This window comes from Pueribacillus theae, from assembly GCF_003097615.1.
GTDB lineage: Bacteria > Bacillota > Bacilli > Bacillales > UBA6769 > Pueribacillus > Pueribacillus theae.
The window spans coordinates 143,842-168,322 of record NZ_QCZG01000003.1 but is presented as its reverse complement, the minus strand read 5'-3'; the positions used below and the strand labels follow the sequence as shown (position 1 = coordinate 168,322).

The 24,481-nt window shown below is 41.2% G+C and carries 22 protein-coding genes; 14 read left to right on the top strand and 8 right to left on the bottom strand.

Going from position 1 to position 24,481, the window contains the following annotated elements; all coding sequences use genetic code 11:
• Window positions 1-515 precede the first annotated feature (515 nt).
• From DCC39_RS03075 to DCC39_RS03065, 3 genes are all read left to right on the top strand, one after another.
• Complete coding sequence (locus DCC39_RS03075; RefSeq protein ID WP_116553411.1) at window positions 516-1,799, top strand: IS110 family RNA-guided transposase; 1,284 nt, start codon at window positions 516-518, stop codon at window positions 1,797-1,799.
• A 436-nt stretch (window positions 1,800-2,235) separates the two neighbouring features.
• Window positions 2,236-2,676, top strand: coding sequence for a hypothetical protein (locus DCC39_RS03070; protein WP_116553410.1), 441 nt, complete (start codon window positions 2,236-2,238; stop codon window positions 2,674-2,676).
• Window positions 2,677-2,792: 116 nt separating this feature from the next.
• Window positions 2,793-2,999, top strand: a complete 207-nt coding sequence (locus tag DCC39_RS03065) for a Tn3 family transposase (protein WP_276309876.1) — start codon at window positions 2,793-2,795, stop codon at window positions 2,997-2,999.
• Window positions 3,000-3,192: 193 nt separating this feature from the next.
• Here the strand turns inward: DCC39_RS03065 and DCC39_RS03060 are convergent, their stop codons facing one another.
• Complete coding sequence (locus tag DCC39_RS03060; protein ID WP_116553409.1) at window positions 3,193-4,074, bottom strand: hydroxymethylglutaryl-CoA lyase; 882 nt, start codon at window positions 4,072-4,074, stop codon at window positions 3,193-3,195.
• A 17-nt stretch (window positions 4,075-4,091) separates the two neighbouring features.
• On the bottom strand, window positions 4,092-4,739 hold the full coding sequence (locus DCC39_RS03055) for a GntR family transcriptional regulator (RefSeq protein ID WP_116553408.1): 648 nt from the start codon (window positions 4,737-4,739) through the stop codon (window positions 4,092-4,094).
• 291 nt (window positions 4,740-5,030) lie between these two features.
• Here DCC39_RS03055 and DCC39_RS03050 point away from each other — a divergent pair, with 291 nt between their 5' ends.
• The 6 genes from DCC39_RS03050 (at window position 5,031) to DCC39_RS03025 (ending at window position 11,283) form a co-directional block, all read left to right on the top strand.
• Window positions 5,031-6,098, top strand: coding sequence for an ABC transporter substrate-binding protein (locus tag DCC39_RS03050; protein ID WP_116553407.1), 1,068 nt, complete (start codon window positions 5,031-5,033; stop codon window positions 6,096-6,098).
• 104 nt (window positions 6,099-6,202) lie between these two features.
• A complete protein-coding gene (locus DCC39_RS03045) occupies window positions 6,203-7,003 on the top strand; it encodes an ABC transporter ATP-binding protein (RefSeq protein ID WP_116553406.1) in 801 nt (266 codons plus the stop codon).
• A 6-nt stretch (window positions 7,004-7,009) separates the two neighbouring features.
• Window positions 7,010-7,759: an ABC transporter permease gene (locus DCC39_RS03040; protein WP_116553405.1), complete on the top strand. Its 750-nt coding sequence runs from the start codon at window positions 7,010-7,012 to the stop codon at window positions 7,757-7,759.
• A gap of 36 nt (window positions 7,760-7,795) precedes the next feature.
• A complete protein-coding gene (locus tag DCC39_RS03035) occupies window positions 7,796-8,572 on the top strand; it encodes an ABC transporter permease (protein WP_116553404.1) in 777 nt (258 codons plus the stop codon).
• Window positions 8,573-8,767: 195 nt separating this feature from the next.
• The gene (locus tag DCC39_RS03030) at window positions 8,768-9,976 is read left to right on the top strand and encodes a CaiB/BaiF CoA transferase family protein (RefSeq protein WP_116553403.1); all 1,209 of its coding nucleotides are present in this window, start codon (window positions 8,768-8,770) and stop codon (window positions 9,974-9,976) included.
• A gap of 68 nt (window positions 9,977-10,044) precedes the next feature.
• A complete protein-coding gene (locus DCC39_RS03025) occupies window positions 10,045-11,283 on the top strand; it encodes an MFS transporter (RefSeq protein WP_116553402.1) in 1,239 nt (412 codons plus the stop codon).
• A 140-nt stretch (window positions 11,284-11,423) separates the two neighbouring features.
• Here DCC39_RS03025 and DCC39_RS03020 read toward each other — a convergent pair whose 3' ends face one another.
• Together DCC39_RS03020 and DCC39_RS03015 are read right to left on the bottom strand one after the other, a co-directional pair.
• A complete protein-coding gene (locus tag DCC39_RS03020; protein ID WP_116553401.1) occupies window positions 11,424-12,920 on the bottom strand; it encodes a methyl-accepting chemotaxis protein in 1,497 nt (498 codons plus the stop codon).
• Window positions 12,921-12,930: 10 nt separating this feature from the next.
• On the bottom strand, window positions 12,931-13,815 hold the full coding sequence (locus DCC39_RS03015) for a LysR family transcriptional regulator (protein ID WP_116553400.1): 885 nt from the start codon (window positions 13,813-13,815) through the stop codon (window positions 12,931-12,933).
• 156 nt (window positions 13,816-13,971) lie between these two features.
• On the opposite strand from DCC39_RS03015, the gene DCC39_RS03010 reads away from it, so the two are divergent.
• Window positions 13,972-16,143, top strand: coding sequence for a malate synthase G (locus DCC39_RS03010; RefSeq protein WP_116553399.1), 2,172 nt, complete (start codon window positions 13,972-13,974; stop codon window positions 16,141-16,143).
• A 52-nt stretch (window positions 16,144-16,195) separates the two neighbouring features.
• Here DCC39_RS03010 and DCC39_RS03005 read toward each other — a convergent pair whose 3' ends face one another.
• The 3 genes from DCC39_RS03005 to DCC39_RS02995 form a co-directional block, all read right to left on the bottom strand.
• Entirely contained in the window at window positions 16,196-17,794 is a 1,599-nt protein-coding gene (locus DCC39_RS03005; RefSeq protein WP_116553398.1) for a long-chain-fatty-acid--CoA ligase, read from the bottom strand.
• A 59-nt stretch (window positions 17,795-17,853) separates the two neighbouring features.
• A complete protein-coding gene (locus DCC39_RS03000; protein WP_116553397.1) occupies window positions 17,854-18,651 on the bottom strand; it encodes a DUF169 domain-containing protein in 798 nt (265 codons plus the stop codon).
• A gap of 106 nt (window positions 18,652-18,757) precedes the next feature.
• On the bottom strand, window positions 18,758-19,861 hold the full coding sequence (locus DCC39_RS02995; RefSeq protein WP_116553396.1) for an LLM class flavin-dependent oxidoreductase: 1,104 nt from the start codon (window positions 19,859-19,861) through the stop codon (window positions 18,758-18,760).
• Window positions 19,862-20,045: 184 nt separating this feature from the next.
• Here DCC39_RS02995 and DCC39_RS02990 point away from each other — a divergent pair, with 184 nt between their 5' ends.
• Both DCC39_RS02990 and DCC39_RS02985 read left to right on the top strand, forming a co-directional pair.
• Complete coding sequence (locus DCC39_RS02990) at window positions 20,046-20,849, top strand: enoyl-CoA hydratase/isomerase family protein (RefSeq protein ID WP_116553395.1); 804 nt, start codon at window positions 20,046-20,048, stop codon at window positions 20,847-20,849.
• A gap of 159 nt (window positions 20,850-21,008) precedes the next feature.
• Window positions 21,009-21,188, top strand: a complete 180-nt coding sequence (locus DCC39_RS02985) for a hypothetical protein (RefSeq protein WP_116553394.1) — start codon at window positions 21,009-21,011, stop codon at window positions 21,186-21,188.
• Here DCC39_RS02985 and DCC39_RS02980 read toward each other — a convergent pair.
• Entirely contained in the window at window positions 21,185-22,372 is a 1,188-nt protein-coding gene (locus DCC39_RS02980) for an MFS transporter (RefSeq protein ID WP_116553393.1), read from the bottom strand. The two genes, DCC39_RS02985 and DCC39_RS02980, sit on opposite strands and share 4 nt — an antisense overlap.
• Before the next feature lie 181 nt (window positions 22,373-22,553).
• On the opposite strand from DCC39_RS02980, the gene DCC39_RS02975 reads away from it, so the two are divergent.
• Window positions 22,554-23,327: a crotonase/enoyl-CoA hydratase family protein gene (locus tag DCC39_RS02975; RefSeq protein ID WP_205948457.1), complete on the top strand. Its 774-nt coding sequence runs from the start codon at window positions 22,554-22,556 to the stop codon at window positions 23,325-23,327.
• A gap of 493 nt (window positions 23,328-23,820) precedes the next feature.
• The gene (locus DCC39_RS02970) at window positions 23,821-24,468 is read left to right on the top strand and encodes a TetR/AcrR family transcriptional regulator (protein WP_116553392.1); all 648 of its coding nucleotides are present in this window, start codon (window positions 23,821-23,823) and stop codon (window positions 24,466-24,468) included.
• Window positions 24,469-24,481 lie beyond the last annotated feature (13 nt).

Here is a 24,481-nt window from a genome sequence, read left to right as displayed (position 1 = left end):
CTAAAAAAACCGCAGAAAATGCCGTAACAACGGGGTTTTCTGCGGTTTTTACTGTCAAACTTGAGATATATAATGAACTGGCCAAATTAGGAAGAATTAAATAATTCAAAGTCATCCTTTGTCTGGGTTTGTTGAATATCCAGATTTTGTGTAATTTTCGTTTTCTCGTTGAACATATTTAGTATTCTAGTTTTATTACTATCATTTTTAATTTAACTCAATTTAAGTACTGAGCTTAGCATCTTATGATATTTAATTTAAAATTTTGAGGTTTTTGCCATAAGAGAGTCTCATTATCTTTATGAATTCACTAAAGTAGAATAAATATTCTTTCAATTCTAATAAATATTGTTTAATATTAAATTACAGAGAAAAAACAAACGCCCGCTTAAATAAAATAAGGAGCATTCCTGTAATGAAGAAATTTGAGGTTTAACAAAAAAGAGCCCCATTGGTATAGTACAGGGTGTCAATGCATTGACCCCGAAATAATAGATACCAATGGAGGACTCAAAATGAATTATACGCAAAATCAAAAAATCTCGCAAATCACACCATCAACCTTAATTATTGGCATTGATATCGCGAAGGACAAACATGTCGCACGTGCACAAGATGACAGAGGAATCGAGTTTGGCAAGCGCCTGATCTTTGAAAACCGAATCCATGGTTTTGAAACCCTTTTAGAATGGGTTGAAAAACATCAAAAAGAAAATGGTAAGACCCATGTGATTTTTGGGGTCGAGCCAACAGGGCATTACTGGATGAATCTAGCCTATTTTCTAACCGCCAAAGGCTTTGACTTCGTACTCGTCAATCCTATGCATGTCAAGAAAAGCAAAGAGCTGGATGATAATTCTCCGACGAAAAACGATACAAAGGATGCCAAAGTCATCGCACAGCTGATTAAAGACGGGCGATACTCCATACCTAATCTCTTGGAAGGCATTTATGCAGAACTAAGGGAAGGCGTCAAACTAAGAGATCAACTCGCCCGACAGCGAATGATTACAGAAGGCCGTATCCAAAACGTTATTCAACGCTACTTTCCAGAGTTTTTCGATGTCTTCGGAGATTGGGAAGGAAAAGCAGCTTTATCTACGCTAAAAATGTTTCCATTTCCCTCACAAATTGTGGAAATGACACCCGAAGAAGTTTTACTGAAATGGAAGCCATTTGTGCAAAGGGGAGTAGGAATCAAACGAGCCACAAAGCTTGTTGAAACAGCGAAAAAAAGTATTGGCATTCAAATTGGCATCCAGTTTGCCAAGCGTGAAATGGATTGTCTTCTTGAGCAATATGAGCTTTATAAAAAGCAATTGGAACAGTTGGATCTGGAACTAGAAACATTGGTAGAAACCATACCAGGAGCCAAAGAAATGACGGCAATCAAAGGCTTAGGCATAACAACAGTGGCATTACTCTTTGCTGAAGTGGGTGACATCACAAATTACCGTCATCCCCAGCAGCTTGTAAACTTAGCAGGGCTTTCATTGCGCGAACATAGTTCAGGTAAATTCAAAGGACAAACCAAAATATCCAAGCGAGGACGAAGCCGTCTCAGAAGAGCCTTATATCTTGCGATACGTCCACTGGTTGCCCACAACCCAACCTTCAAAGCCCTGCATGAGTATTACACAAAGCGCCCTGAGAACCCACTGAAAAAACAACAGTCGCTTATCGCCTTGTGTAGTAAGTTATTACGTGTCTTTTTTGTCATTGGTAACAAACAATGTGAATTTGATGGTTCCAAGTTATTAAGAGGTTTACCTCAAATCGAAACATTACAGGCAGCTTAAAGATTGTTTTCTTCTTAGCTTGACGCAGTATTCCATTCCTGGGATAGCCCGTCAAGAAAAGCACTTGACTGTCTATCCCAGGAATGGCGTGGTGTAGGTAAGCTAAGAAGAAGGATTCAATGTAGCCAAATTGACTTGTTTATCCATTGTTATTCTGGATATTTACAAACACCAACAGTGCAGAGTCGGAGTTTATTTTTTCCATACGGGCATAANGGGTGAGCGACCGTGAGTCGAGTGGAGATCTTACGCACGGTTAAACCTATTTACCAAATTTATCCAGAATTTGGGCGTTAGGATGGCACTCCCCCTGTAAGAATATTCAATCTATACCTGCTTTAAAGGTGTGTTTACTATTCGGTGTAAATTAAGTGATATGAAATTTCGAGAATAAGCGAGTATTCAAGAGATATTTTAACTTTATTGAAGGAGTATTATGTCTTTTGCGCTTGTCTTTATTTTTTCCTTCACATTTAGCACTAGTGCCTCAGTATTTGCAGGAGAAAATTTTGGTGTTTCAACAGAGCCACCGCCCGGAGAAGTTATCACTCCGTTTGGTTTAGATCCACCAAAAAAATCTAATGTAGTTAATTTAACTAAGGAGAAATTAACTTTTAAAGGAATAGCTAATAACTCTATTTTATATACGAATAAAAACTTTAAAGGAAAATCAGCGGCTACTTATAACATTACAAATTATAAGAGTAACAAATTAACAATTAAAGTATATAGAAATGGAGGACTTCATGTAGCAAAACAAACGATAGTTATATCAGGGAATAGTACAGGGGGAGGAGGTATAAATAATTTAGATAAAAATGAACTCTACTATCTATCGTTTGCACCTCCTAGCGATTTTAGTGGTTCTGTATATTGATTAAAATTAAGTGGGGCGTTCATACAGTTACTCCTTATAATTAGTGATTTGAACAGGATCACCAAACCTAATTATAAGGAGTTTTTCTCGTTTGTGGACATTAGAAATGATAAACCATGAAAACAGATCAGCTCACTCATATCCTTCATGAATATATGCAAGAAGGTAATCAATTGGATGAAGATGTGCTATCTGAACTTAGTCCATATCTTACATTTCATGTAAATCGTTTTGGAAAGTATCGGTTAGACTCTGATAGTTGTCCACCGGATCTTGAATTTGATATTCCTGTGTCTCCTTTTCAATTAGAAACGGTCAGTTAAAACAGAAATAGTCAGGGAAAATTCAATATATTTTGTTGAATTTTCCCTGGCTTCTTTGTGAGTGGCTCGAAAAAGAAGGAATTCTTGCCGTACCCCATTTTTACTATTTCCACTGTCTACTTGACAGGGGGCAGTTCAAAAATGCTGTCCTTTTAAATTCTGTATCCCTGCCTCTTATTTTTGATTCACGAGATCAAGCCTCTCCGGCTTTCATCATCATTCCATCAAGCGTTCTTCCCATTTGTTCTTCCATCCATAAAGCTGTCTCAATGAGCTTATCCAAATCCGTACCCGTCTCAAGGCCCATTTGTTCAAACATGTGTACCATATCTTCTGTACAAACATTGCCAACCGCTTTTGGCGCGAACGGGCAGCCGCCAAGGCCTGCAATCGATGAATCAAAACGGGTAACGCCAGCTTGGTAGCCAGCTAAAGCGTTTGCTAAGCCCAGGCCTCTTGTGTTATGAAAATGGAGACCAAGATCAAGATCGCCGAAATGGTTTTTAAACGTTTTAACGACATCGGCAACTTGGGCCGGATTTGCCATACCGGTTGTGTCTGCCAACGTTAATTCTGTTGCGCCGGCTTGAAGAAATGCTTCAGCCGCTTTTATTACACGTTCAACAGGAACGTTTCCTTCAAAAGGGCATCCAAAAGCAGTTGCCAATACAGCTGCAACTTTTTTGCCTGCCGCCACACCTTCTTCAGCCACTTTCGTTAATTCTTCCACTGCCTGATTAACCGTTCTTCTTGAATTTTTCAAATTAAATTCGTCGCTTGTTGCTGTGACGACGTGCAGGGCGTCAACACTTGTTTCCAGTGCCCGTTCAAGGCCAGAACGGCTTAAAACGAGCCCGGCATAAGTTACGCCATTCACCTTTGGTACAAGTTTCATAACTTCTTCCGCATCTGCCATTTGTGGGACTACCTTTGGATTTACAAATGAAACGGCTTCAAACTTTTTAATCCCTGCATCTATTAACTTGGAAATCAACTCGACTTTTTGTTCTGTTGTTAAAATTTTTTTCTCATTTTGTATACCATCGCGCGGTCCAACTTCACAAATTTGAATCATAAAGATTCTCCCTTCACTTAATCTATGGAATGAGTTTCCAAATGCTCTAGCACATGATCCCTTGCCGAAAAGACATGTTCTTGCATGGCGATTTTTGCTCGTGCAAACTCTTGATTGCGGATGGCTTCTAAGATTGTGTTATGAACGTTATATGAGCGGTAAAGCTGCCTTTCATTGTACCAGTAGAACGATCGGAAAACGAGTGGAAGGACAACTACCTTGGACAAATGGAAACGTAAGTGTTCATTTCTCGTAGCTGCTAGGATTGCTCCATGAAATTGTTTATTGGCTTGAAGAATTTTTTTAATACTGGAAATGTCTGAATCAACATATTGATCAACAGCATTTTTATAGAGCTGATTAGACTCTTCCATTTTTTGCAAGTCTTCGCTTGTGCGGTGAAAAGCTGCTTCGCTCGCAACGTGGCCTTCTAATAGAGCCCGCAAATCATAGATTTGGCTAATATCATTTCTTGTAAATGTTCGAACAATGACCCCGCGTTTAAGGGGAGTGACTAAGCCATCATTTTCCAACTGTTTAATTGCTTCGCGAATCGGTGTCCGGCTGACATTGAATTCTTCGGCTAGCGCCTCTTCGGTTAATCTTTTCCCGGGTTCAAACTTGCCTGTGATGATTGCGTCTTTAATTAGATTGTACGGTTCCATTCAAACCATCACCTCAGAAACATTGTATACAAGTGCTTAAAAGATTTCAATGTATTCTTAAGTTTTGGGAGAAGTGTTTTCAGATTTGTGCGATTAAATATATTGAAAATTTCTTTTTTAAAAAATAGTGCTTTGTTTATATTGATTCAATGTATACAAAATGATAGTATTTTAGTATTAAAAAACAAAGATTTTGGAGGGTTGTATAGAAAAGGTGCTCAAAATAACTATTAAATCGTCTGATAAAGAGTCTGAATTTTTTCGGTATTATTATTCATATGGGAGGATATCATGATCGGCTTACAAACAATAAAAAAATATGTATTTGGCATATTTACATTCGTAATTTTGGCTTCTATTCTGGTGGCGTGCGGAGGGAAAGATTCCGGCTCTAGCAAAGAAACAACAGAGGGTGGCAAAAAGAAAATTGATGAAATAGAGATCGCTGTCACGCATTATCCTACGGGATTGTATGCAGTTCCATATAATGTTGGGATGGAAAAAGGTTTTTTTGAAGAAGAGGGAATCAAAATTAAAAACGTTATCGGAAGCGGTGGCGGTGGCACTACTGTCCGTAACGTGTTATCTGGGGATCTTCCTTTTGGTGATGTGGCAACTTCTGCCGTTCTCCAGTCTTATCTCGCTGGAGCACCATTAAAAATTGTCAGCGGCGGCGTGCAAAGTCTAGCAGACCTAGTCTATGTAACACGCAAAGACGAAGGGTTCGAAAAAGTAGAAGATTTGGCTGGAAAAGCATGGGGAATTACGAATCCTGGCTCAGTAACTGAAACTTCTTCCCATCTCGCTTTTCAAAATGCCGGCCTTAATCCAAAAGACATTAACGTTGTTGCTGCTGGCGGCCTAAGTGAAGGCTTGACTTTGCTTAAAGCAGGAGAAATCGACGCTGCACCAATGCTGGAACCAACCTATTCCGTACAAAAAGATGATTGGAAAACGCTGTTCCGCGTTTCTGAATCTGTACCAAATTATCAACAAAGCGTCATTATTACAAGCCCACAGCTAATTAAGGAAAATCCGGATCTTGTGAAACGCTTCGTTAACGCTTATCAAAAATCAGTTGACTGGATATACGAAAACGAAGAGGAAGCGGCAAAAATCTTCGCGAAATCTGCTGAAATCGATGAGTCTGCATCAATTGAAGCGATTAAAGACTTGTCTGCAGAGAAACATTGGAGCGCTAAAATTGAAACAGATTCAATGAATAATGTGATAAAGGGAATGCAATTAGGTGGTACGTTGGAAAAAGGATCGGAAATTAAATGGGAAGAAGTATTAGATATGAGTTTCTTGCCTGATGAGAAAAAATTAGATCCTTCATCCCTTGACACAAATAAGTAATTGTAAACGAAACGGCCGATGCAAATACATTCGTGATTTGCCGGTCGTTGTCATTTTGATTTAACTTCATTTAAGGCGCATTTGATTAAAGGGGAGAATCGCTTATGACAGAACCATTATTAAAGGTTGAAAATTTAACAAAAATCTATAAAACGGAAACAAAAGAAACCGTTGCGATCAAAGATATCGACTTTACAGTACAAAAAGGGGAATTTGTATCAATTGTCGGGCCGAGCGGATGTGGTAAAACGACATTGTTGGAAATATTGAGCGGGCTGCGCCAAGCTACGACAGGAGCAGTAAAAATTAAGGATCAGGTTGTCACAGGTCCCCAAAGCTCGATTGGGATCGTATTCCAGGAAGAATCGACCTTTCCTTGGAGAACAGTCGTAGAAAATGTAGAATTTGGACTTCTCATGCAAGGGAAGCCGAAAAAGGAATCGAGAGAGAAAGCGATTGATATGATCGAGCTGGTCGGATTAAAGGGATTTGAAAACTCCTACCCGAATGAATTATCAGGCGGAATGAGGCAAAGAGTGGCAATTGCACGGACATTAGTCACTCAACCTGAAATTGTAGTCATGGATGAACCATTCGGTGCGTTGGATGAGCAGACTCGCTTAATTTTGGGGGGCGAACTTCTGAAAATCGTTGATCGTACAAAAGCTACGATCGTCCTTGTTACCCACAGTATCCAAGAGGCTGCACTTCTATCAGATAAAATCGTCGTATTATCGGCCCGCCCTGGAAGAATTAAAAATTTAATTGAGAGTAAGCTTCCAAAGCCGAGAGATGCCCAAGCACTGACTACTCCGGAATTCGCTGAAATTACACAAACACTCTGGTCAAACCTTGAAGAAGAATCGTTAACCAAAACTAATGAAAATAATAAGATTGGATCGTAGAAGAAAATGAAACGTCATCATCTCATACAAATTCTTATTATCTTATCGTTAATCATAGTCTATGAAATTGCCACGAGAATGGAATGGCTGGATTCCTTTACGTTTATTCCTTTTTCTACTATGTTTATGGCAATGATTGATAATTTTAAAGATCCCGGGTTTGTCATGAACCATTTTGGCACAACCGTAATGGAAATTGTGATAAGTTTCGTGGGTGCTGTCATTCTGGGTATTCTTTTCGGAATTGTGTTATGGCGCTTTGATCTTATCCATCACATTCTCCAGCCTTATCTCATGCTGTTTTATGCCATTCCTTTTTTTGCTTTATATCCCATTTTTATAAGCATCCTAGGGGTTGGCCCGGTTCCTGTCATTATGATTGGGCTTTTCTTTTCATTGCCGGCAGTGATTGTCAACACAGCGCTTGGATTCCGTGAAATCAGAAAGGTATTAGTGAAGGTAGGCCAATCGTTTAATCTTACATTTCGCCAAATGCTTGTACACATTTATTTTCCTGCAGCGTGGCCGTTTATTTTTACCGGCATCAAGCTTGCCATCGCCTACTCGATCATCGGCGTTATTGCTACAGAATTTATTTTGTCTGCGCGCGGATTAGGCTATACCATCTCTTTCGCCTATAATAACTTTGATTTAGAAGGAATGTACAGTTCTGTACTTCTCGTTATCCTGATTGCTTTGATCGTTAATTTTGTGCTTGGCTATATTGAATCCTTATTGTATAAAAGGAACTTATGAGATGCGTCTCACGTGCATTAGGGGGAGGAATAACACTTGAAATCGAATACTTCTTTTGAAAAATGGTCAACAATCGGGAGATGGCTAGTACCTGTCATTCTAGTTATCCTTTGGGAACTAATTTATATCATGCTGGGAGAACCGGCAATGGCTTCTCCTTGGCAAAGCGTCGTTAACTTGAGCGAGAACTTTGGAAATTGGCTGCAGGATATTGGAAACACATTGTTAACGCTGCTAATTTCATTTGTCATTTCCGCGTTAGTCGGGTCAATTTTAGGCTTTTTTATTGGACTAAGCCCTTTCTGGACGAAGACGCTGTCTCCGCTTGTACTTGGTTTATATTCAATCCCGAAAGTTACGTTATATCCGATTTTTCTTTTAATCTTCGGTTTAACCATTTCAGGCCGGGTCGCGTTTTCGGTATTCCATGGCATTTTTCCGATCATGATTATTTGTATGGAAGCAACAAGAGCCATTCCTGCAATTTATCTCAAACTGGCAAAATCGTATCAAATGTCTTTTTTCCAAAAAGCAAAGAATATCCTCATTCCTGCAATTATGCCACAATTGGTGGTCGGTCTCCGAATGTGTTTTAGCCTTTGCTTTTTAGGATTAATCTTGGCTGAAATGTTCGCTTCCTATGAAGGATTGGGACATCGTCTCGTCCATTATATGTCACTTAACCAACCTTCTTCTATTCTAGCGCTTATTCTCATTATCGTGTTTATCGCGTTTTTCTTTACGTTTCTCTTTCTTATTTGGCAGGAGAGAAATGAACGCAAGATTGGGAAAAGCAAGGTTAATGCGGTTTAATAGGAAAGATATTTCCTCTTTTTGGGGTTAAACCATCAAGAGGAATTTTTTTGGCCTATACTGTATACAAAGCCCCTTTGTTTTGAACTATTATTGAGATAAATTCAGAATTTATCTATTTATTGTATACAAAATAGAATTGTAAGTGATACAATCTAAAAAAAGAAGCTTTTATTCATTTTCGGAGGTGTAACAATGACTGAACAACAAGAAAGATTGCCTTTGGAAGGGATTCGAGTGCTTGAACTTGGAACATTGTTAGCTGGTCCATTTACTGGCCGCTTGCTGGGTGATTTCGGTGCCGAAGTTATTAAAATTGAAGCTCCCGACAAAGCGGACCCGATGAGGCAATGGGGGAAACAAAAAGATGGAATCGGATTATGGTGGCCGATTCAATCTCGGAATAAAAAATCGATCACACTAAATTTACGGGATGAAGAAGGGCAAGAAGTTTTTAAGGATTTGGTCAAAAAAGCCGATATTATCGTTGAAAATTTCCGCCCTGGCACATTGGAAAAATGGAATCTCTCTTATGAAACGCTATCAGAATTAAATCCGGGAATTATTTTAACAAGGACATCGGGATTCGGCCAAACTGGGCCGTACAAAAGCCGGGCAGGATTCGGAAGCGTTGGGGAAGCGATGGGCGGCCTTCGCTATGTTACTGGGTTTCCCGATCGCCCGCCGACAAGAATCGGAATATCTATCGGCGATACGTTAGCGGCGATGTTTGCGACAATTGGGACGCTTACAGCACTCAATGAACGGCACCGTTCAGGAAAAGGGCAAGTCGTAGACACCGCTTTGTATGAAGCCGTTTTTTCTGTGATGGAAAGCATTATTCCCGATTACTTGCTTGCAGATTATATCCGCGAAAGAACGGGGAATATATTGCCAGGCATTGCGCCTTCCAATATATACGCCACAAAAGATGAAACGTACATCGTTATCGGGGCGAATGCGGATGGCGTGTTTAAGCGGCTCGCTGAGGCAATGGGCATGCCTGAACTGGCGGAAGACGAGAAATACGCAACCCATCGAGCTAGAGGAGAAAATATGAAAGAACTTGATTTGCTTATTGAAAAATGGACGAAGACCCTTCCAGCAAAGGAAGTTCTGGATTTGTTAGCGGAAAAAGGCGTGCCATCCGGGTTAATCTATTCAGCGAAAGATATTGTTGAGGATCCACATTATAAGGAAAGAGATATGATTATCACTGCAGAGCATCCGGAGCTTGGTGAATTCCCGATGCCGGGAATCGTTCCGAAACTGGGAAGAACGCCTGGAAAAGTAAGGCATGTCGGTGCAGAAGTGATGGGTAAACATAATGAAGAAATTTACGGAAAGCTGCTAAATTATTCAGAGGAGAAGATGAACGAGTTAAAGGAAAAAGAAATTATTTAATCTCTATTTCCGTTTCATATGATAAAATATATAGAAAAAGTACCCTCGGGTAAAAGAGTTGACGTTATATGGATAAGACCTCTTTAGTGAATAATAGGGATTCAATGGAGCCTTGGCGGATGCTTGGATGGCTGTTTGCGACACAGGTACTTGTTGCTTTTGTCGGAAGAAGCCTTGCACCTCTCGGTGTTCTTATAGGTGAAGATTTATCACTTTCAAAAGCGCAAATCGGGATGCTTCCCGCTGCGCTTTTTTTCGGACAAATGGTTGCTTCGATCCCGGCCGGGCTTCTCGCTGATCGTGTGGAGTCGCGCAAATTGCTGCTTATGCTGAGTTTTTGTTTAGGGCTTGGGTTTTTGCTGACGACGGTGAGTTTTTCGTTTGTTTTCGTGCTCATATTAATTGCTGTTGGCGGCTTAGGCTACGGTACAATGCATCCTGCTTCAAACAAGGGAATTCTTTATTGGTTTGAAGCAAGGAAACGCGGAACCGCAATGGGGATTAAGCAAATGGGGGTTACGTTTGGTTCAGCGCTTTCGGCGCTTTTGCTTTTGCCAATTGCAAGCCTATGGGGATGGCGGGCGGCTTTAATTGGTGCGGCCATCCTATTAATGCTTGTCGGCTTGTTGGCGTTTCGATTTTACCATGAACCTGTCATGCGGGATGAAGAAAATCAATCGGGAGACCGTATACATTTTTTGTCCTCTTTACTTAAAATGTTTAAACATAAACCCCTGCTTTTAGTCAGTATTGGAGCCACAGGCCTGAATGGAAGCCAGATGATGCTAAATACGTACCTTGTCTTATTCGCCTATCAGAAACTAAACTATAGCTTATTTTTATCAGGGATTTTACTCGTCATTTCTGAAGTAAGCGGCTCATTTGGGCGGGTCGGATGGGGGATCATTAGCGATCGGTTATTCAATGGCAGAAGGATAATTATTTTGATGATCATTGCAACCATAACGGGGTGTGTTTCATTTGCTGTCGCAATGCTTCCAGCCCATACGCCGTTTTGGGCAATGGTTCCGGTTACGATCATTTTTGGCTTTTGTGTGTCAGGGTTTAATGGCATATGGATGAATGTCGCGACAGAGCTTGTTCCAAGGGAGCAGGCAGGGGCAGCAAGTGGTTTTAGTATCATGCTTGGTTCGTGGGGAACGGTTATCGGACCGCCTCTGTTCGGCTTCATTGTTGATAAGACGGGTGACTTTTCTTTTGGCTGGTTATTCCTTTCTTTCATTATGGTTGTTGTTATGGTGTTGTTAATTTCCACAAGTATGCTTTTGAAAAAAATAAGAAAATGAGGGAGCCGCTTCCTATCGGGGAGCGGCTCTCATTCATTTCACATTAGGAAAGCATAAATTTGCAACAAGGTAGAAAACCGACGTAGCAGCAAATTTTAAGTCCCAAGTATAAGGGCAACTTAAGCCTCTGTCTGCGCCTTTTAAGGCTTGCCACTCGGCAAGTTTTCTTTATCGATTAAACGCTGTATGGCATTGTCAATTTCCCGTATTCCTTCAACAGATTGACGGTTATTCGTTGTGTGATTTTGAACTGCAGCTGAAAGCTCTTCCATTGTTGCGGTCGTCTCTTCGATTGTGGCTGCAAAATGATTTACAGACTTTTCAATACTTTCTGTAGCGGTTTCGATCGCGCTGGATTGAACATTAAGCTTTTCTACTTGGGATTGAAATTTTTCGATCCCTGTATCAATCGCCAAAAATGCTTTTCGTGTTTCTTCTGTTTTTTTGATATTTTCCAGCATGAGTGCGGCATTGTCGCGCATTTGCTTCTGGTTAAATTCTGTTTTTTCGTTGACTTCGATTAAATTATTTGAAATTTGGGAAGCGGTTTGTGACGTTAATTCAGATAACTTCTTCACTTCATCTGCCACAATAACAAAACCTTTCCCGTGTTCTCCCGCTCTCGCTGCTTCAATAGCGGCATTTAATGCCAAAAGGTTTGTCTGAGCGGCAATTTCTTCGATATTATTAGAAAATGATGTCGTTTCTTTAATTTTGTTGACTAATTGATTCATTTCATTTGCCGAAATCGAAATCATTTCTTGGAATTTTGCTGTTTGTGCAATAAGTTCATCTACTAAGATTTTACCGTTTGCAGAAGCTGAATCTGTTAATTTTGCCTGATTTGTCAATTCATTCATTAGCTGAGACATTTCTTCGATTGACTTTGATGTTTGTTCGATCGAAGTCGTTATTTCATTAATATCCTCTGTCGATGTTTGCATGGTTGAAGAAATTTGTTGGAAAGCAGCAGACATTTCATTCAGTGAATGTAGGTTATCTTGGCTTTGTTTTGTTAGCTGGCTAGTGTTCTCGCCAATAATTTTTGTGCTTGTCTGTAATGCCTCTTGCCTGCGTTGATTTTCCTCATATTGTTTGGCAATCTGTCTTTGACTTTCTTCTGTATGATGTTGAAGAACAGATGAAGCTCTTTCTTGGAAGAATAAGACAATAATAACTAATATTGTAATTAAGAAAATTGAAGAAATTTTCTCTTCAGGTACTCCAGCTTTGGCAGCCTGGAAAACAACAAAATAGGTTTGTAGGATGATCGTAAACAACGCGCTGTATAACAGAACGTATCGCTTCGAATAAATAGAAGCGATCGCAAGCATGAAAAATGGCAACAACATATTCGTCACCGAAACATTTGAAACGATAATGATAAAAAAGCAAATCGTTGTGAATGTATTCCCGATGTAAGGAATAAGGAAAATCCATTGATCCCTTTTATGCAGAAAACCCCCAATGGACACACCGATAATCACGCAAACCGCGATACTTATCGTATTGACAATCGGTTGTTTCGTAGAAAGATCAACAATGATGCCTAAAATTCCTGAAAAGAGTAAAAGAGCCAGCATAAGGCGATTTTTTCTGCGCAAATCATCATGTTTAATTTTTTCGATTGTAATCATTTAAGCCCTCCTAGATTCGAAAGGATTCCGACACCGAAATAAATTCGCGAACCGCAAACGGCAAGTATTTATTTTTTTTCCAAATCATCCCTAGATCGAGGGTGACAGTCGGATTTTTAAAAGGAAGTGCTACGATCTTATCATTATTTATATTTTTGCAAATTTTACTTGGCAATAAAGCAACCCCAAGCTTCGCTTCAACCATTTCAACCATAAAGTCTTTTTGTGAGCTCTCACAAACAATATGGGGAGAAAAGCCGTTTTTTGAACATTCTTCAATAATACTGTCATGTAATGAGAAATCTTGCCTGTACAAAATAAACGGTTCGCTTTCAATATCTGAGAATTCAATGAACTTCTTCGATGCCAGTCGGTGTTCACAATGCACGATAAGCAAGAGTGGATCCTTTAATAGTTCTATCGTCTGAAAACTTCCTTTTTGAATAGGTAAATTGCAAATTAATCCAATATCAAGTGTTCCTTCTTCCACACCGTCTTTAATTTTCTTCGAACCGACTTCAGTTAACGTCACCTCAATTGTAGGATACATTTCGATAAAGCGGCTGATTAGGTTTGAAAAAAAGGCAGCACCTATAATGGGGGGGATCCCAATCCGTACCTCACCTTTCTTCAAGTTTACGATATCATTTAGTTCAGATGTCAGATTGTTATAAGCTTCCAAGACATGTTTTGCATTTGACAGCAACGCCTTTCCAGCATCCGTTAATTCAAGCTGTTTCGATGAACGATAAAAAAGGGGAACCCCTAGGCTTGTCTCCATATGCTTAATTGTTTTACTTAAAGAAGGCTGGGATATGTGCAAGGTAGAAGCAGCTTTCGTAAAATTTAAGTGCTTGGCCACTTCAGTAAAGTATTCCAATTGTCGAATATCCATCTCTCATATCAACACCTTATCGCTTGATTTCTATAAAACTATTGTACTCTATAACTAAAAGGCATAACAGCCATTCAAAACATATATTTTTAATTATTATCTAGTTGTTATAGAATAGATGGTAGCATGAAGTACATTTAGAGGAGGAATTTACGAATGGCGGATTACGTAAAAAAAGGCAATATTCAAGTTGCCAAAGAGCTTTATGATTTTGTTAATTCAGAAGCACTTCCTGAAACAGGGCTCGATCAAGAGAAATTTTGGTCTGATCTAGGACAGCTTATAGCCGATTTAGCTCCAAAAAATAAGGAACTTTTAGAAAAGCGTGATGAATTACAATCAAAAATTGACGCTTGGCATAAAGAAAATAGAGACTTTGACTTCGACAAATACAAAGCATTTTTAGAAGAAATCGGATACTTAGAGCCTGAAGTCGAGGATTTTACAATTTCAACAGAAGGCCTTGACGATGAAATCAAAGAACTTGCCGGCCCTCAGCTCGTTGTGCCAATTAACAACGCACGCTATGCGATCAATGCGGCGAATGCCCGTTGGGGATCGTTTTATGATGCGTTGTATGGTACAGATGTCATTAGTGAAGAAGGCGGTGCAGAGAAGAAAGGTGCATACAATCCTGTTAGAGGCGACAAAGTTATTGCTTATGCGAAAAACTTCCTTGATAAACATGTACCGCTTGAAAGCTCTTCACATACAGAAGCAACGAAATATGCGGTTGTTGATGGGAAATTAGCGGTAACGCTTAAAAACGGTGAAACCGTTGGGCTAAAAGATGCTTCCCAATTTGCTGGATACCAAGGACAAGCGGAAGAGCCGTCTGCAGTACTCGTTAAAAACAACGGCTTGCATATGGAAATTCAAATCGACCGCAGCCACTCCATTGGAAAGGACGACCCTGCCGGCGTAAAAGACATCTATTTAGAATCTGCCCTCTCAACCATTATGGACTGTGAAGACTCTGTAACTGCAGTTGACGCAGAAGATAAAGTAGAAGTTTACCGCAATTGGCTTGGCCTTGTCAGAGGAGATATATCTTCTACATTTGAAAAAGGCGGCAAGCAAATGGTGCGTACGTGCAACCCTGATCGCACGTACATGGCTCCTAACGGCGGAGAACTGACATTAAAAGGCCGTGTGCTGATGTTAATTCGTAATGTAGGGCATCTCATGACAATCAATGCCATTCTTGACGAGAACGGAAACGAAGTGCCTGAAGGAATTTTAGACGGCGTGTTTACAAGCTTAATGGCAAAACACGGACTTCTCGGCAAAGGCAAATACCAAAACTCTGAACACGGTTCCGTTTATATCGTTAAGCCAAAAATGCACGGTTCTGAGGAAGTTGCGTTCGCAAATGAACTCTTTACCCGTGTCGAAGATATGCTTGACTTAAAACGCAATACACTAAAAATGGGCGTAATGGATGAAGAGCGCCGTACAAGCCTAAACTTGAAAAACTGCATCAACGCTGTAAAAGAAAGAATTTTCTTCATCAATACTGGTTTCTTAGATCGTACTGGCGACGAAATCCACACTTCAATGGAAGCTGGCCCGATGATCCGGAAAGGTGATATGAAAACATCAACATGGCTCAATGGCTACGAGAAAAATAACGTAGCGGTTGGAATTCAAACAGGATTAAAAGGCAGAGCGCAAATCGGAAAAGGAATGTGGGCAATGCCTGACATGATGGATGCCATGCTTAAAGAAAAAATTGGCCACTTGCAAGCTGGAGGAAACACGGCATGGGTTCCTTCACCAACAGCGGCAACATTGCATGCACTCCATTACCATGAAGTGGACGTGAAACAAGTACAAGAAGAACTTGCCAAACAAATCAAAGATTACCGTGATGACATTTTGCAAATTCCTGTAGCGGAAAATCCAAACTGGTCAGCGGAAGACATTCAAGAAGAGCTTAACAATAGTGCGCAAACATTGCTCGGCTATGTTGTTCGCTGGGTAGAGCTTGGTATTGGTTGTTCGAAAGTTCCTGACATTCGTGATGTAGGCCTCATGGAAGACCGTGCAACATTGCGTATTTCCAGCCAAATGATGGCCAACTGGCTCCACCATGGCATCTGCACAAAAGAACAAGTAATGGAAACACTTAAAAACATGGCAAAAGTCGTAGACAAGCAAAACGCAGACGACCCGTTATACCGTCCGATGTCACCGAACTATGACGACTCAGTTGCATTCCAAGCAGCTTGCGACCTCGTGTTCAAAGGAAAAGAGCAGCCAAGCGGCTACACAGAACCAATTCTTCACGCTCGCCGTTTAGAGGCGAAAGCGAAATATGGGGCTTAATTTAATAAAAAACAAAAGGTACTGGAATCAATTCCAAGTACCTTTTGTTTTTTTAATTCACTTTCTTCTCAGCATGCCAATGCTGATTCCGCAGCAAATATTTTTGAAGTTTCCCTGTCGCGGTTTTTGGAAGTGCTTCAACAAATTCAACCGCTTTTGGGGCTTTGAAGCGGGCGATTTTCGAGCGGCAATATTCGATAAGGTCTTCTTCAGTTGGGTTGGCATTTGGCTTTAGTACAACAATCGCTTTCGGAACTTCACCCCATTTTTCATCAGGGATCGCGATCACCGCAACTTCCAAAACATCTGGGTGTTTGTACAGAATGCCTTCGAGTTCAGTAGAAGAAATATTTTCACCGCCGGAAATAATCATGTCTTTTGCACGATCGCGAATTTCGATGTACCCGTCTGGATAGGTAACGGCTAAGTCACCTGTATGGAACCAGCCGCCTCTCATGACTTCGGCTGTTGTTTCCGGATCCTTGTAATAGCCGGCCATAACGACATTTCCTCTTGTTACGATTTCACCTAATTCTTCGCCGTTCCAAGCAACTTCGGTGCCATCGGCACGCACGACTTTTGTTTCTCCGTTGAAGACGAGTTCAATTCCTTGTCTTGCTTTGATTGTTGATTGTTCTTCTTCGTCTTTCTTATCAAATTCTTTTTTCCATTCACAGTACAAAATGAATGGGGAAGTTTCCGTCAACCCGTAAACATGCGTCATATGAAGCCCAAGAATTTCTTGCGCTTTTTGAATGAGTGCAGCGGCAGGAGGCGAACCGGCAGTTGCCATGCGCGGGCGGGTTGTAATGTTGGTTTCAGTGGCCTCAGGAGCATTGACAAGCATATTGATAACTGTTGGCGCCCCGCATAGTAAAGAGATTTTTTCTTTTTCAAATAAAGATAAGATGTACGGCGGATCCACTTTGCGTAAACAAACGTGGGTGCCCCCGACAGCTGTCAGCGCCCAAACGCCTCCCCAGCCGTTGCAATGAAACATTGGTAGCGTGTGCAAATAAACATCTTCATGATGTACGTTAAGATGAAACATAAAATTAGCAGCATTCATATAGTTGCCGCGGTGTGTCAGCATGACGCCTTTCGGTTTTGACGTTGTTCCACTCGTGTAATTTAACGTAAGCATATCATTTTCATTGATCGTTACCTCTGGCAAAGATGTTTCTTCAAGTGAGACGCGATTTATAAAAGTTTCATAGTCTATGCCTTCTAGTGTTGTAGACTGGTTTTTAACAGAGACAATGACGGTTTGTTTAATATTCTTTAAGGAATCGATTGTTTCTTCGATTGGTCCGCAAAATTCTTCATCAACAATGAGCATTTTTGCATCGCTATGATTTATGATGTAATTCAAATCTTCAGCAGCCAATCGATAGTTTAATGGAACCATCACAGCACCAAGCTGGCAGATGCCGTAGAATGATTCTAGCATGTAGTGGGTGTTTGGCAGCATCACCGCGACATGGTCCCCTTGCCTTATGCCTGCTTCGTAGAGTGCGATGGAGAGACGATCCACGCGTTCTCCAAATTCCTTATATGTAAATCTTTTTTCCTCATCAATGACAGCAATTTTATCCGGGTAATATTTAATTGCACGGCGTTTCCAATCGAGTGGTGTTAAAGTAGTGATCATCCAATAAGTCACTCCTTTTTACAATAGAATATTTAATGGCGAATATTTCATAGCGCAGCTTATTTTTTTGATGCAATCCATTCAGGATATATAGGGGCGAGAGCTTCTGTTGGGTCTGATTGGATTCCGTAAGATGGGATAGGATAACGGAGCCCGTTTTTTGAAAGCTTCTTCATTCCTTCAATCCCTTTTACTAGATCGTTTGGCGGTATGGCCATCAGCATTTCCTCATCTAACACTCCCCCGTAGCGGCGTTCGGCATAGCAAGGGATGGAGAGACTTGGCTTACCGGTTGACAGTGCGCGGCCCCAAGAATCGGCGCAAGCACTTTCGCCAACGACGCTCCATTCGAATTTTTTATAACCTTCCCATTGTAATCCGTTAATAAGCAAAATCATTTGTCCCGGCGTACCGTAAATCAAACAAATATCAGGGGATTCTAGCCTGCCTGTTTCAAGTGGTGATAATGCGAGCGCTTCATATTTTCCGTAAGGAACAACATCGAGACTCCGCTGATGGGCAGCTGAATCTTCACGTGTCCCGAACCAAACGCCATCCATCGCTTCGCCAGAATAAAAATCTTTGTCTTGTGACATTAATCCGACAATGGCGCCACATTGCTTCATGGCGAGGTCATCAGCCGTAATCCCAATTGTCCAGCCAAGGCGGACAGATTGCGCGACAATTTGGTCGAGGAGATGGCGCTTTTTCGGACGGCGAATTTTTGGAATCGCTTCCATTTCTTCCTTCGTTGAAAACATCTTCATTCCGACAGGAATTGATCGCAACCTGAGAAGCGAATTTAAATCAGCTACAATTTCTTTCCAATTGTATTGGACTTGATTGTTCGTTTGCATCTTACCACCTCTTTCGTATCGTAAACTTAATTATCCAATCAATTGTAAATTCTGTCAATTGGTTTCATGAAAAAAGACAGGCTGCCCACTCCGGCAGTCTGTGAAACTATAATTTGATGTCCAGTTCGGGAGTCATTTGATGAACGCGTGGAAGAACTTCTTCTTTCAGCAGTTTTAGAGATTTCTTCCAAGGCTCAGGGTTCTCAGAATAATCAAAGCCTTGGACTAATAGAGTCCCAAATCCTCCGGTTGTTTTATAAAGATTTACAATTTTGTTCGCAACCGTATCAGGTGAGCCGACAAACCATACATGCTCTGCGACATATTCAGCAGTGACCTCTTCATCAGGCACGTTTTGATCGTGCTTAAGCACACCGACACCGCCGATTTCCTGAAGGAGTTTATACCAATATTCTCTATGGAAACGGCCCATCATAGAACCAACAGAATGCTGTATCGCTTCTTCGTCCGTGTCTGCCACAAAGATTTCTTTTACGATGCCCCAATCTTTTCGAGCTGGTGTTTTGCCAGTTCTTGCAGCCCCCTCAAGAATGGCGTCCCAATGACTTGCAAGATAGTCATTGTTTGCTCCAAAGCTAAGCGGCATAAATCCATGTTCTCCAGCTAGTTTAAGCGTTTCCGAGCCGGGGCTCAACCCGGCAATTCCAATCGGGGGATGCGGCTTTTGATAAGGATAGATGTGCAATTTGTTGAGGCCGTTAAGCATCGATTCATACGTATTAAAGCTCCAATATTTACCGCGATATTCCTCTGGTTCGCCTTTTGCCCAGATTTTTTGAATAATTTCAATCGCTTCTGCAGTCATTTTTCTATTTTCACCGGAAGCACCGTCAACGTTAAATAATTTCCAATCTCCCGGCAATCCACTGGAACCTATTCCGAAGATCAATCTTCCTTGCGACAGGTGATCCAAGTAGGCAACCCGGTGTGCAAGCTCAACTGGATTATGGTAAGGAAGAAGATGAGCCCCGGGAGCTAGTTTGATGTTTTTCGTTCTTTGGATCGCTTGGGCAATAAGCAAATCCGGCGCCGGAATTGGTTCCCAAGGGGAAGTGAAGTGTTCGCCTATCCATGCTTGGCTATAACCTAATTCATCGACAAGGGAAATCACTTCTAGGTCCCACTCAGTCGCATCATACAAACTTCTTTCCGGAGGGTGTGACGGCATAATAAATAATCCAAGTTCCAAATAAATTCTCCTTTCCATTTTCAAAAATGAATATGTCGCCCATTTTAGTTGAGGGCTAGTTTAAATCATATAAGAATATCTTGTTTGTGTCAAAATATTTGGAAAAATTAAAAACTAAGTGTATAAAAGGATTTTTCAAATTTAGCAAGAAATTTAATTAAGTATAAAGAGAGGAGTGCAAACCATGACATATAAAACATTAGAGTACGAACGAAAAGGGAGTGTTGCCTGGATCCGTTTGAATCGAATGGAAAACGGGAATGCATTAAATGAAGAGATGGGCATCGACTTAATGAATGCCGCATGGGAGTGTGAGCATGATGAACATGTTCGCGTTGTTGTACTAACAGGAAACGGAAAATCATTTTCATTTGGCGGTGATCTCAAAAGCTTTGCAAGCCATGGAGAAGGGATTTCGCAGCACTTGAAGAATGTGACAGCTTTCCTGCATGAAGCCGTTTCAAGATTCGTTCATATGAAAAAGCCAGTTATTGCCGGGGTGAACGGTACGGCAGCCGGAGCGGGAATGAGTCTCGCAATGATGGGAGATCTTGTCATCGCAGCAGAATCCGCGAAATTTACGATGGCCTATACCAATATCGGGTTAACGCCTGACGGTTCGGCAAGCTACTTCTTACCGCGGATTGTTGGTGTGAAGCGGGCTCTTGAATTAGCAATCACAAACCGGGTGTTGACCGCACGGGAAGCCGAAGAATGGGGCATTGTAACAAAAGTGGCGCCGGACGATGAGTTCAAGCGTGAATTGGAAGAACTGGCGAACCGTTTAGCTGAAGGGCCTGTGGAAGCGTTTGGCTCGGCAAAAGCGCTCATTTATGGAAGTTTTCACGAAACATTGGAAAGCCAAATGGCAAAAGAGTCATTTTCCATTGCCAGGCATTCTAGTTTGCCGGAAGGAAAAGAAGGCATCGACGCATTTTTAGAAAAGCGAAAAGCAAACTTTGTAAAAGTTGACAATGCATCAACCTGATAGGGTTGCATGTTGAACAACAGGAAAGAAAAGCCTACATAGGCGAAGCATAGCGAATATCATATATTTTCACCAAGCTCAGACTCCTTAGATACTTAACATGTCATCGAAATGTGATGAATATATGTAAAGTAATGATCAATGAAGGAGGAAATGCAAATGGACGAAAAGCCTTATTATATGATTTGGATGCTTGCAATTTTTGTTGTCATTACTCTTATCGCGATCCTCTTTGGACTGGCACAATTAAGTGCCGCAAATGACAGCTTGCCACCGATTGCCCAAGCTGAAACGATCGATGCATTTAAATCGAGCGTTGTAGAAGCCGCTAAATATTAAGCGGCTTCTTTTGTGCGCGCATAAAAAAGATACAATAAAATGGATAAACAGACTGAAATTGCACCGCAAGCATAGATTGTACTGTACCCAAACCACTTTGAAATGAACCCAAAGAACATGGCTCCAAATCCGACACCAAGGTCGAAAAAAGAGAAGAACGTGGCGTTCGCCATTCCTTTTCGATTCGCAGGCGCACTATTAATCGCCCAAGCTTGCAAGGCTGGCTGAACCGAACCGAAGCCTACACCGTACAGGATAGCTGCTAAAATGAGCATCCATTGGTTAACGAGAAATGTCAGCAGCAGCATGGCGATTACGATCAGTAATGTCCCAGGAATAAAAACGGCTTTTAAGCCTCTGCGATCAAAAATTTTGCCTGCAAACGCCCTTGATAGCATAAGAGAGATTGCAAAGAAAAAGAAATACAACTCAATTCCAGGAATGTCATTTTGCTTCGTGTATAGAGGAAGAAAAGTTGCGATTCCACCAAAAGTCACAGTGATGAATAATAAAAGGCTCGCTGGTTTAATTGCTGCTTTTTCATAAACATCCCATTTCTTTTTTGGTTTTTCCACATTTGGATCAATCGGTCGATATTTCATGAATGCCGCAAGGATGAAGGCTGTCGCGCCAAGTCCGCCGCAAATTAAAAAAAGCTTAGGAAAATCAAGAATCTGAACTAAAGCTAAACCAACCGATGGGCCGAATGCCATCGCTATGTTTCCAGATAGCCCGAAATAGCCAATCCCTTCCCCGCGGCGTTTAACAGGAATTAAATCAGTCGCAACCGTACCGCCTGCCGTTGTGGATAACCCCCAGCCAGCCCCTTGAATAATGCGCAACGCAAATAAGAAAAAAAGGCTTGAGGCAATCGAAAAGGAACTGACGGAAACGACAAAGATGAGCAACCCAAGCAAATAAATAAAACGCCGCCCCTTCGTTTCAAGTGCGTGGCCTGCCCAAGGACGGATGAGAAGGGCGGAAAACGTAAAAATTCCTACAACAAGTCCAATTAAAAAATCATTGCCGCCCAACTCTTCAACGAAAAGCGGAATTGTTGGAAGTGTCATCTGAAAACCTAAGAAAATAAAAAAGTTTGCTAGGCAAACAAATAAAAAGTCCCGCGTCCAAATTTTTTGCAGACTCGGGTGAACTTCGGCCGAATGCTTTGATTGGCTGTCCATATCTCTTTTCTCCCTTCCACTTTAACCGAACGAAAGATCAGTTCTTATCATTTTAACTGATTTTTACTTTAGAGTAAAAAAATATGTCTTTTTCTTTCAACTCAAAAAATTAGGTAGGATTTTTTGAGTGGTTATCGAACAAAGTAGGAGTGACAACAATTTACCTTAGGAGGAACTGTTGATGGTTCAAGAAGCGAAGCCGATTTTAACTGAACGTAAGGGATCGATTTTTATCGTAACAATTAACCGCCCTGAAGCAAAAAATGCGATTAATGAAGCAGCAGCAATCGAAATGTGCAAGGCCATGGACGAATTTGACAGTGATGACAGCTTATTTGTTGCGATTTTAACAGGCGCCGGTGACTCGTTCTCATCAGGGGCTGACTTAAAAGCACTAGCTCGTGGGGAAAATCTCTTTAATACCGAAAGAGGAGGCTTCGGCATTTTTCGAAAGCCGCCCCGCAAACCGATCATAGCTGCTGTCGAAGGGTACGCTGTTGCAGGCGGAACAGAGCTTTGCCTTTCATGTGATTTAATTGTAGCGGCAAATAACTCGAAAATGGGTCTCCCGGAAGTCCGGCATAATTTAGTCGCAGTGGGCGGCGGGCTGATTCGCCTTCCGAAAAGGATGCCTTACCATCGTGTTATGGAGCTTGCCCTGACAGCAGAAATGGTTTCGGTGGAGGAATTCCATAAATATGGCGTTGTAAACCAGTTGGCAGAACCGGGCAAAGCGCTAGAGGCAGCAATTGAACTGGCTGAACGCATTACTCAAAACGGGCCAACCGCTTTACAGGCAACGAAACAAATTATCCAAAGCACATTTGACTGGACGGAAGAAGAAGCATGGGAGAAGCAAATGGAAATTGCCCAGGTTGCCCATGATTCAGAGGACCGGAAGGAAGGATTGAAGGCTTTCGCAGAAAAACGCAAGCCGGTTTGGAAAGGAAGATAGAATCTCGACAGCTTGCCTCTTATTGAATCGAAATAAGGGCAAGCTGTTTTTTTGTTGAAGGTTAAAAATAAACATTAGCGGGGACGATATTAACTGAAGAGAACCTTTTTTCCGCAATGGAAACCTGCTTCTCGGAAGGTAAATCGCGACTTGTTTAAAAGAAAGCTTGACAAAAAGAGTTGAGTATTCATACAATTTAAATAAAGACAGACTAGTCGGTCTCCGGTAAAAGATAATTTTTTATCCCGGTGTAACCGTCCGCAAGACCCCCACTTTAAGATTGAGAGATTTCGAGGAAGTCTAAGTGGGGATAACGGACGCTAATACCTCGATAAATCTCGTTTATCGAGACTACGAACGAAGTGAGTTAGCAAGAATTATACTCTGTGAGTGCTAACCACCAGTGGGGGATGAAGAAAACACCCACTGATGGAAGTCTCGCTTTATAAAGAGGGGAGGGGTTGATTGCGAATTGAATCTGGAGGAAGGCAAAATGAAAATCGACGTAAAAACAACCAAGGAAAAAATTATCGAATCGGCCCTTCAGTTATTTGAAACGCATGGCTACCATGCTGTGACGGTTGATACAATCGTAAAAAACAGCGGAACTTCCAAGGGAGGATTTTACCACAACTTCAAATCAAAGGATGAATTGTTGTTCACAATACACGATTTTTTCATAACATATGTGCTCGATAAGGCTCAGGAAGCTTCTGAAAAATGGCATACGCCCGCTGAACGGTTGCATGCCATCGTAAAATCATTTGTCATGATGTTTGAAAAATACAAACCCCATGTCACCGTTTTTTATCAAGAGAGCCTTTATTTGGGGCCTGAATTTGTTGAAAAAGTTGAAAAAAAACGCGATCGATATAAAGAAATGATGTTTTCAGTTGTGAAGGAAGGGATTGAAAAAGGCGAATTTCGCAAAGAGCTTCCTGTTGAAATCCTATCGATGGCGATTTTCGGAATGATCAATTGGACGTATCGGTGGTACAAAGCGGAAGGAAAATATTCGATTGAAGAAATTGCGGATATTTATGCCGACCTTGTCATGAATGCTACATTAACAGAAGAAGCGAAAAAGAAAGAAAGCTATCAGTCGTTTTTCTTAACGAATCAGAAACCAGGAAGGGAGTGAAGCGCAATCTGTG

Coding starts and splice junctions, on each gene's coding strand:
- DCC39_RS03045 (WP_116553406.1), top strand. CDS start 6,203: ATGACAGAACCATTATTAAAGGTTGAAAATTTAACAAAAATCTATAAA.
- DCC39_RS03000 (WP_116553397.1), bottom strand. CDS start 18,651: ATGCAAACGAACAATCAAGTCCAATACAATTGGAAAGAAATTGTAGCT.
- DCC39_RS02970 (WP_116553392.1), top strand. CDS start 23,821: ATGAAAATCGACGTAAAAACAACCAAGGAAAAAATTATCGAATCGGCC.
- DCC39_RS03060 (WP_116553409.1), bottom strand. CDS start 4,074: ATGATTCAAATTTGTGAAGTTGGACCGCGCGATGGTATACAAAATGAG.
- DCC39_RS03005 (WP_116553398.1), bottom strand. CDS start 17,794: ATGATCACTACTTTAACACCACTCGATTGGAAACGCCGTGCAATTAAA.
- DCC39_RS02980 (WP_116553393.1), bottom strand. CDS start 22,372: ATGGACAGCCAATCAAAGCATTCGGCCGAAGTTCACCCGAGTCTGCAA.
- DCC39_RS03055 (WP_116553408.1), bottom strand. CDS start 4,739: ATGGAACCGTACAATCTAATTAAAGACGCAATCATCACAGGCAAGTTT.
- DCC39_RS03070 (WP_116553410.1), top strand. CDS start 2,236: ATGTCTTTTGCGCTTGTCTTTATTTTTTCCTTCACATTTAGCACTAGT.
- DCC39_RS03050 (WP_116553407.1), top strand. CDS start 5,031: ATGATCGGCTTACAAACAATAAAAAAATATGTATTTGGCATATTTACA.
- DCC39_RS02985 (WP_116553394.1), top strand. CDS start 21,009: ATGGACGAAAAGCCTTATTATATGATTTGGATGCTTGCAATTTTTGTT.
- DCC39_RS03065 (WP_276309876.1), top strand. CDS start 2,793: ATGAAAACAGATCAGCTCACTCATATCCTTCATGAATATATGCAAGAA.
- DCC39_RS02975 (WP_205948457.1), top strand. CDS start 22,554: ATGGTTCAAGAAGCGAAGCCGATTTTAACTGAACGTAAGGGATCGATT.
- DCC39_RS03030 (WP_116553403.1), top strand. CDS start 8,768: ATGACTGAACAACAAGAAAGATTGCCTTTGGAAGGGATTCGAGTGCTT.
- DCC39_RS03075 (WP_116553411.1), top strand. CDS start 516: ATGAATTATACGCAAAATCAAAAAATCTCGCAAATCACACCATCAACC.
- DCC39_RS03015 (WP_116553400.1), bottom strand. CDS start 13,815: ATGGATATTCGACAATTGGAATACTTTACTGAAGTGGCCAAGCACTTA.
- DCC39_RS03010 (WP_116553399.1), top strand. CDS start 13,972: ATGGCGGATTACGTAAAAAAAGGCAATATTCAAGTTGCCAAAGAGCTT.
- DCC39_RS03025 (WP_116553402.1), top strand. CDS start 10,045: ATGGATAAGACCTCTTTAGTGAATAATAGGGATTCAATGGAGCCTTGG.
- DCC39_RS03040 (WP_116553405.1), top strand. CDS start 7,010: ATGAAACGTCATCATCTCATACAAATTCTTATTATCTTATCGTTAATC.
- DCC39_RS02990 (WP_116553395.1), top strand. CDS start 20,046: ATGACATATAAAACATTAGAGTACGAACGAAAAGGGAGTGTTGCCTGG.
- DCC39_RS03020 (WP_116553401.1), bottom strand. CDS start 12,920: ATGATTACAATCGAAAAAATTAAACATGATGATTTGCGCAGAAAAAAT.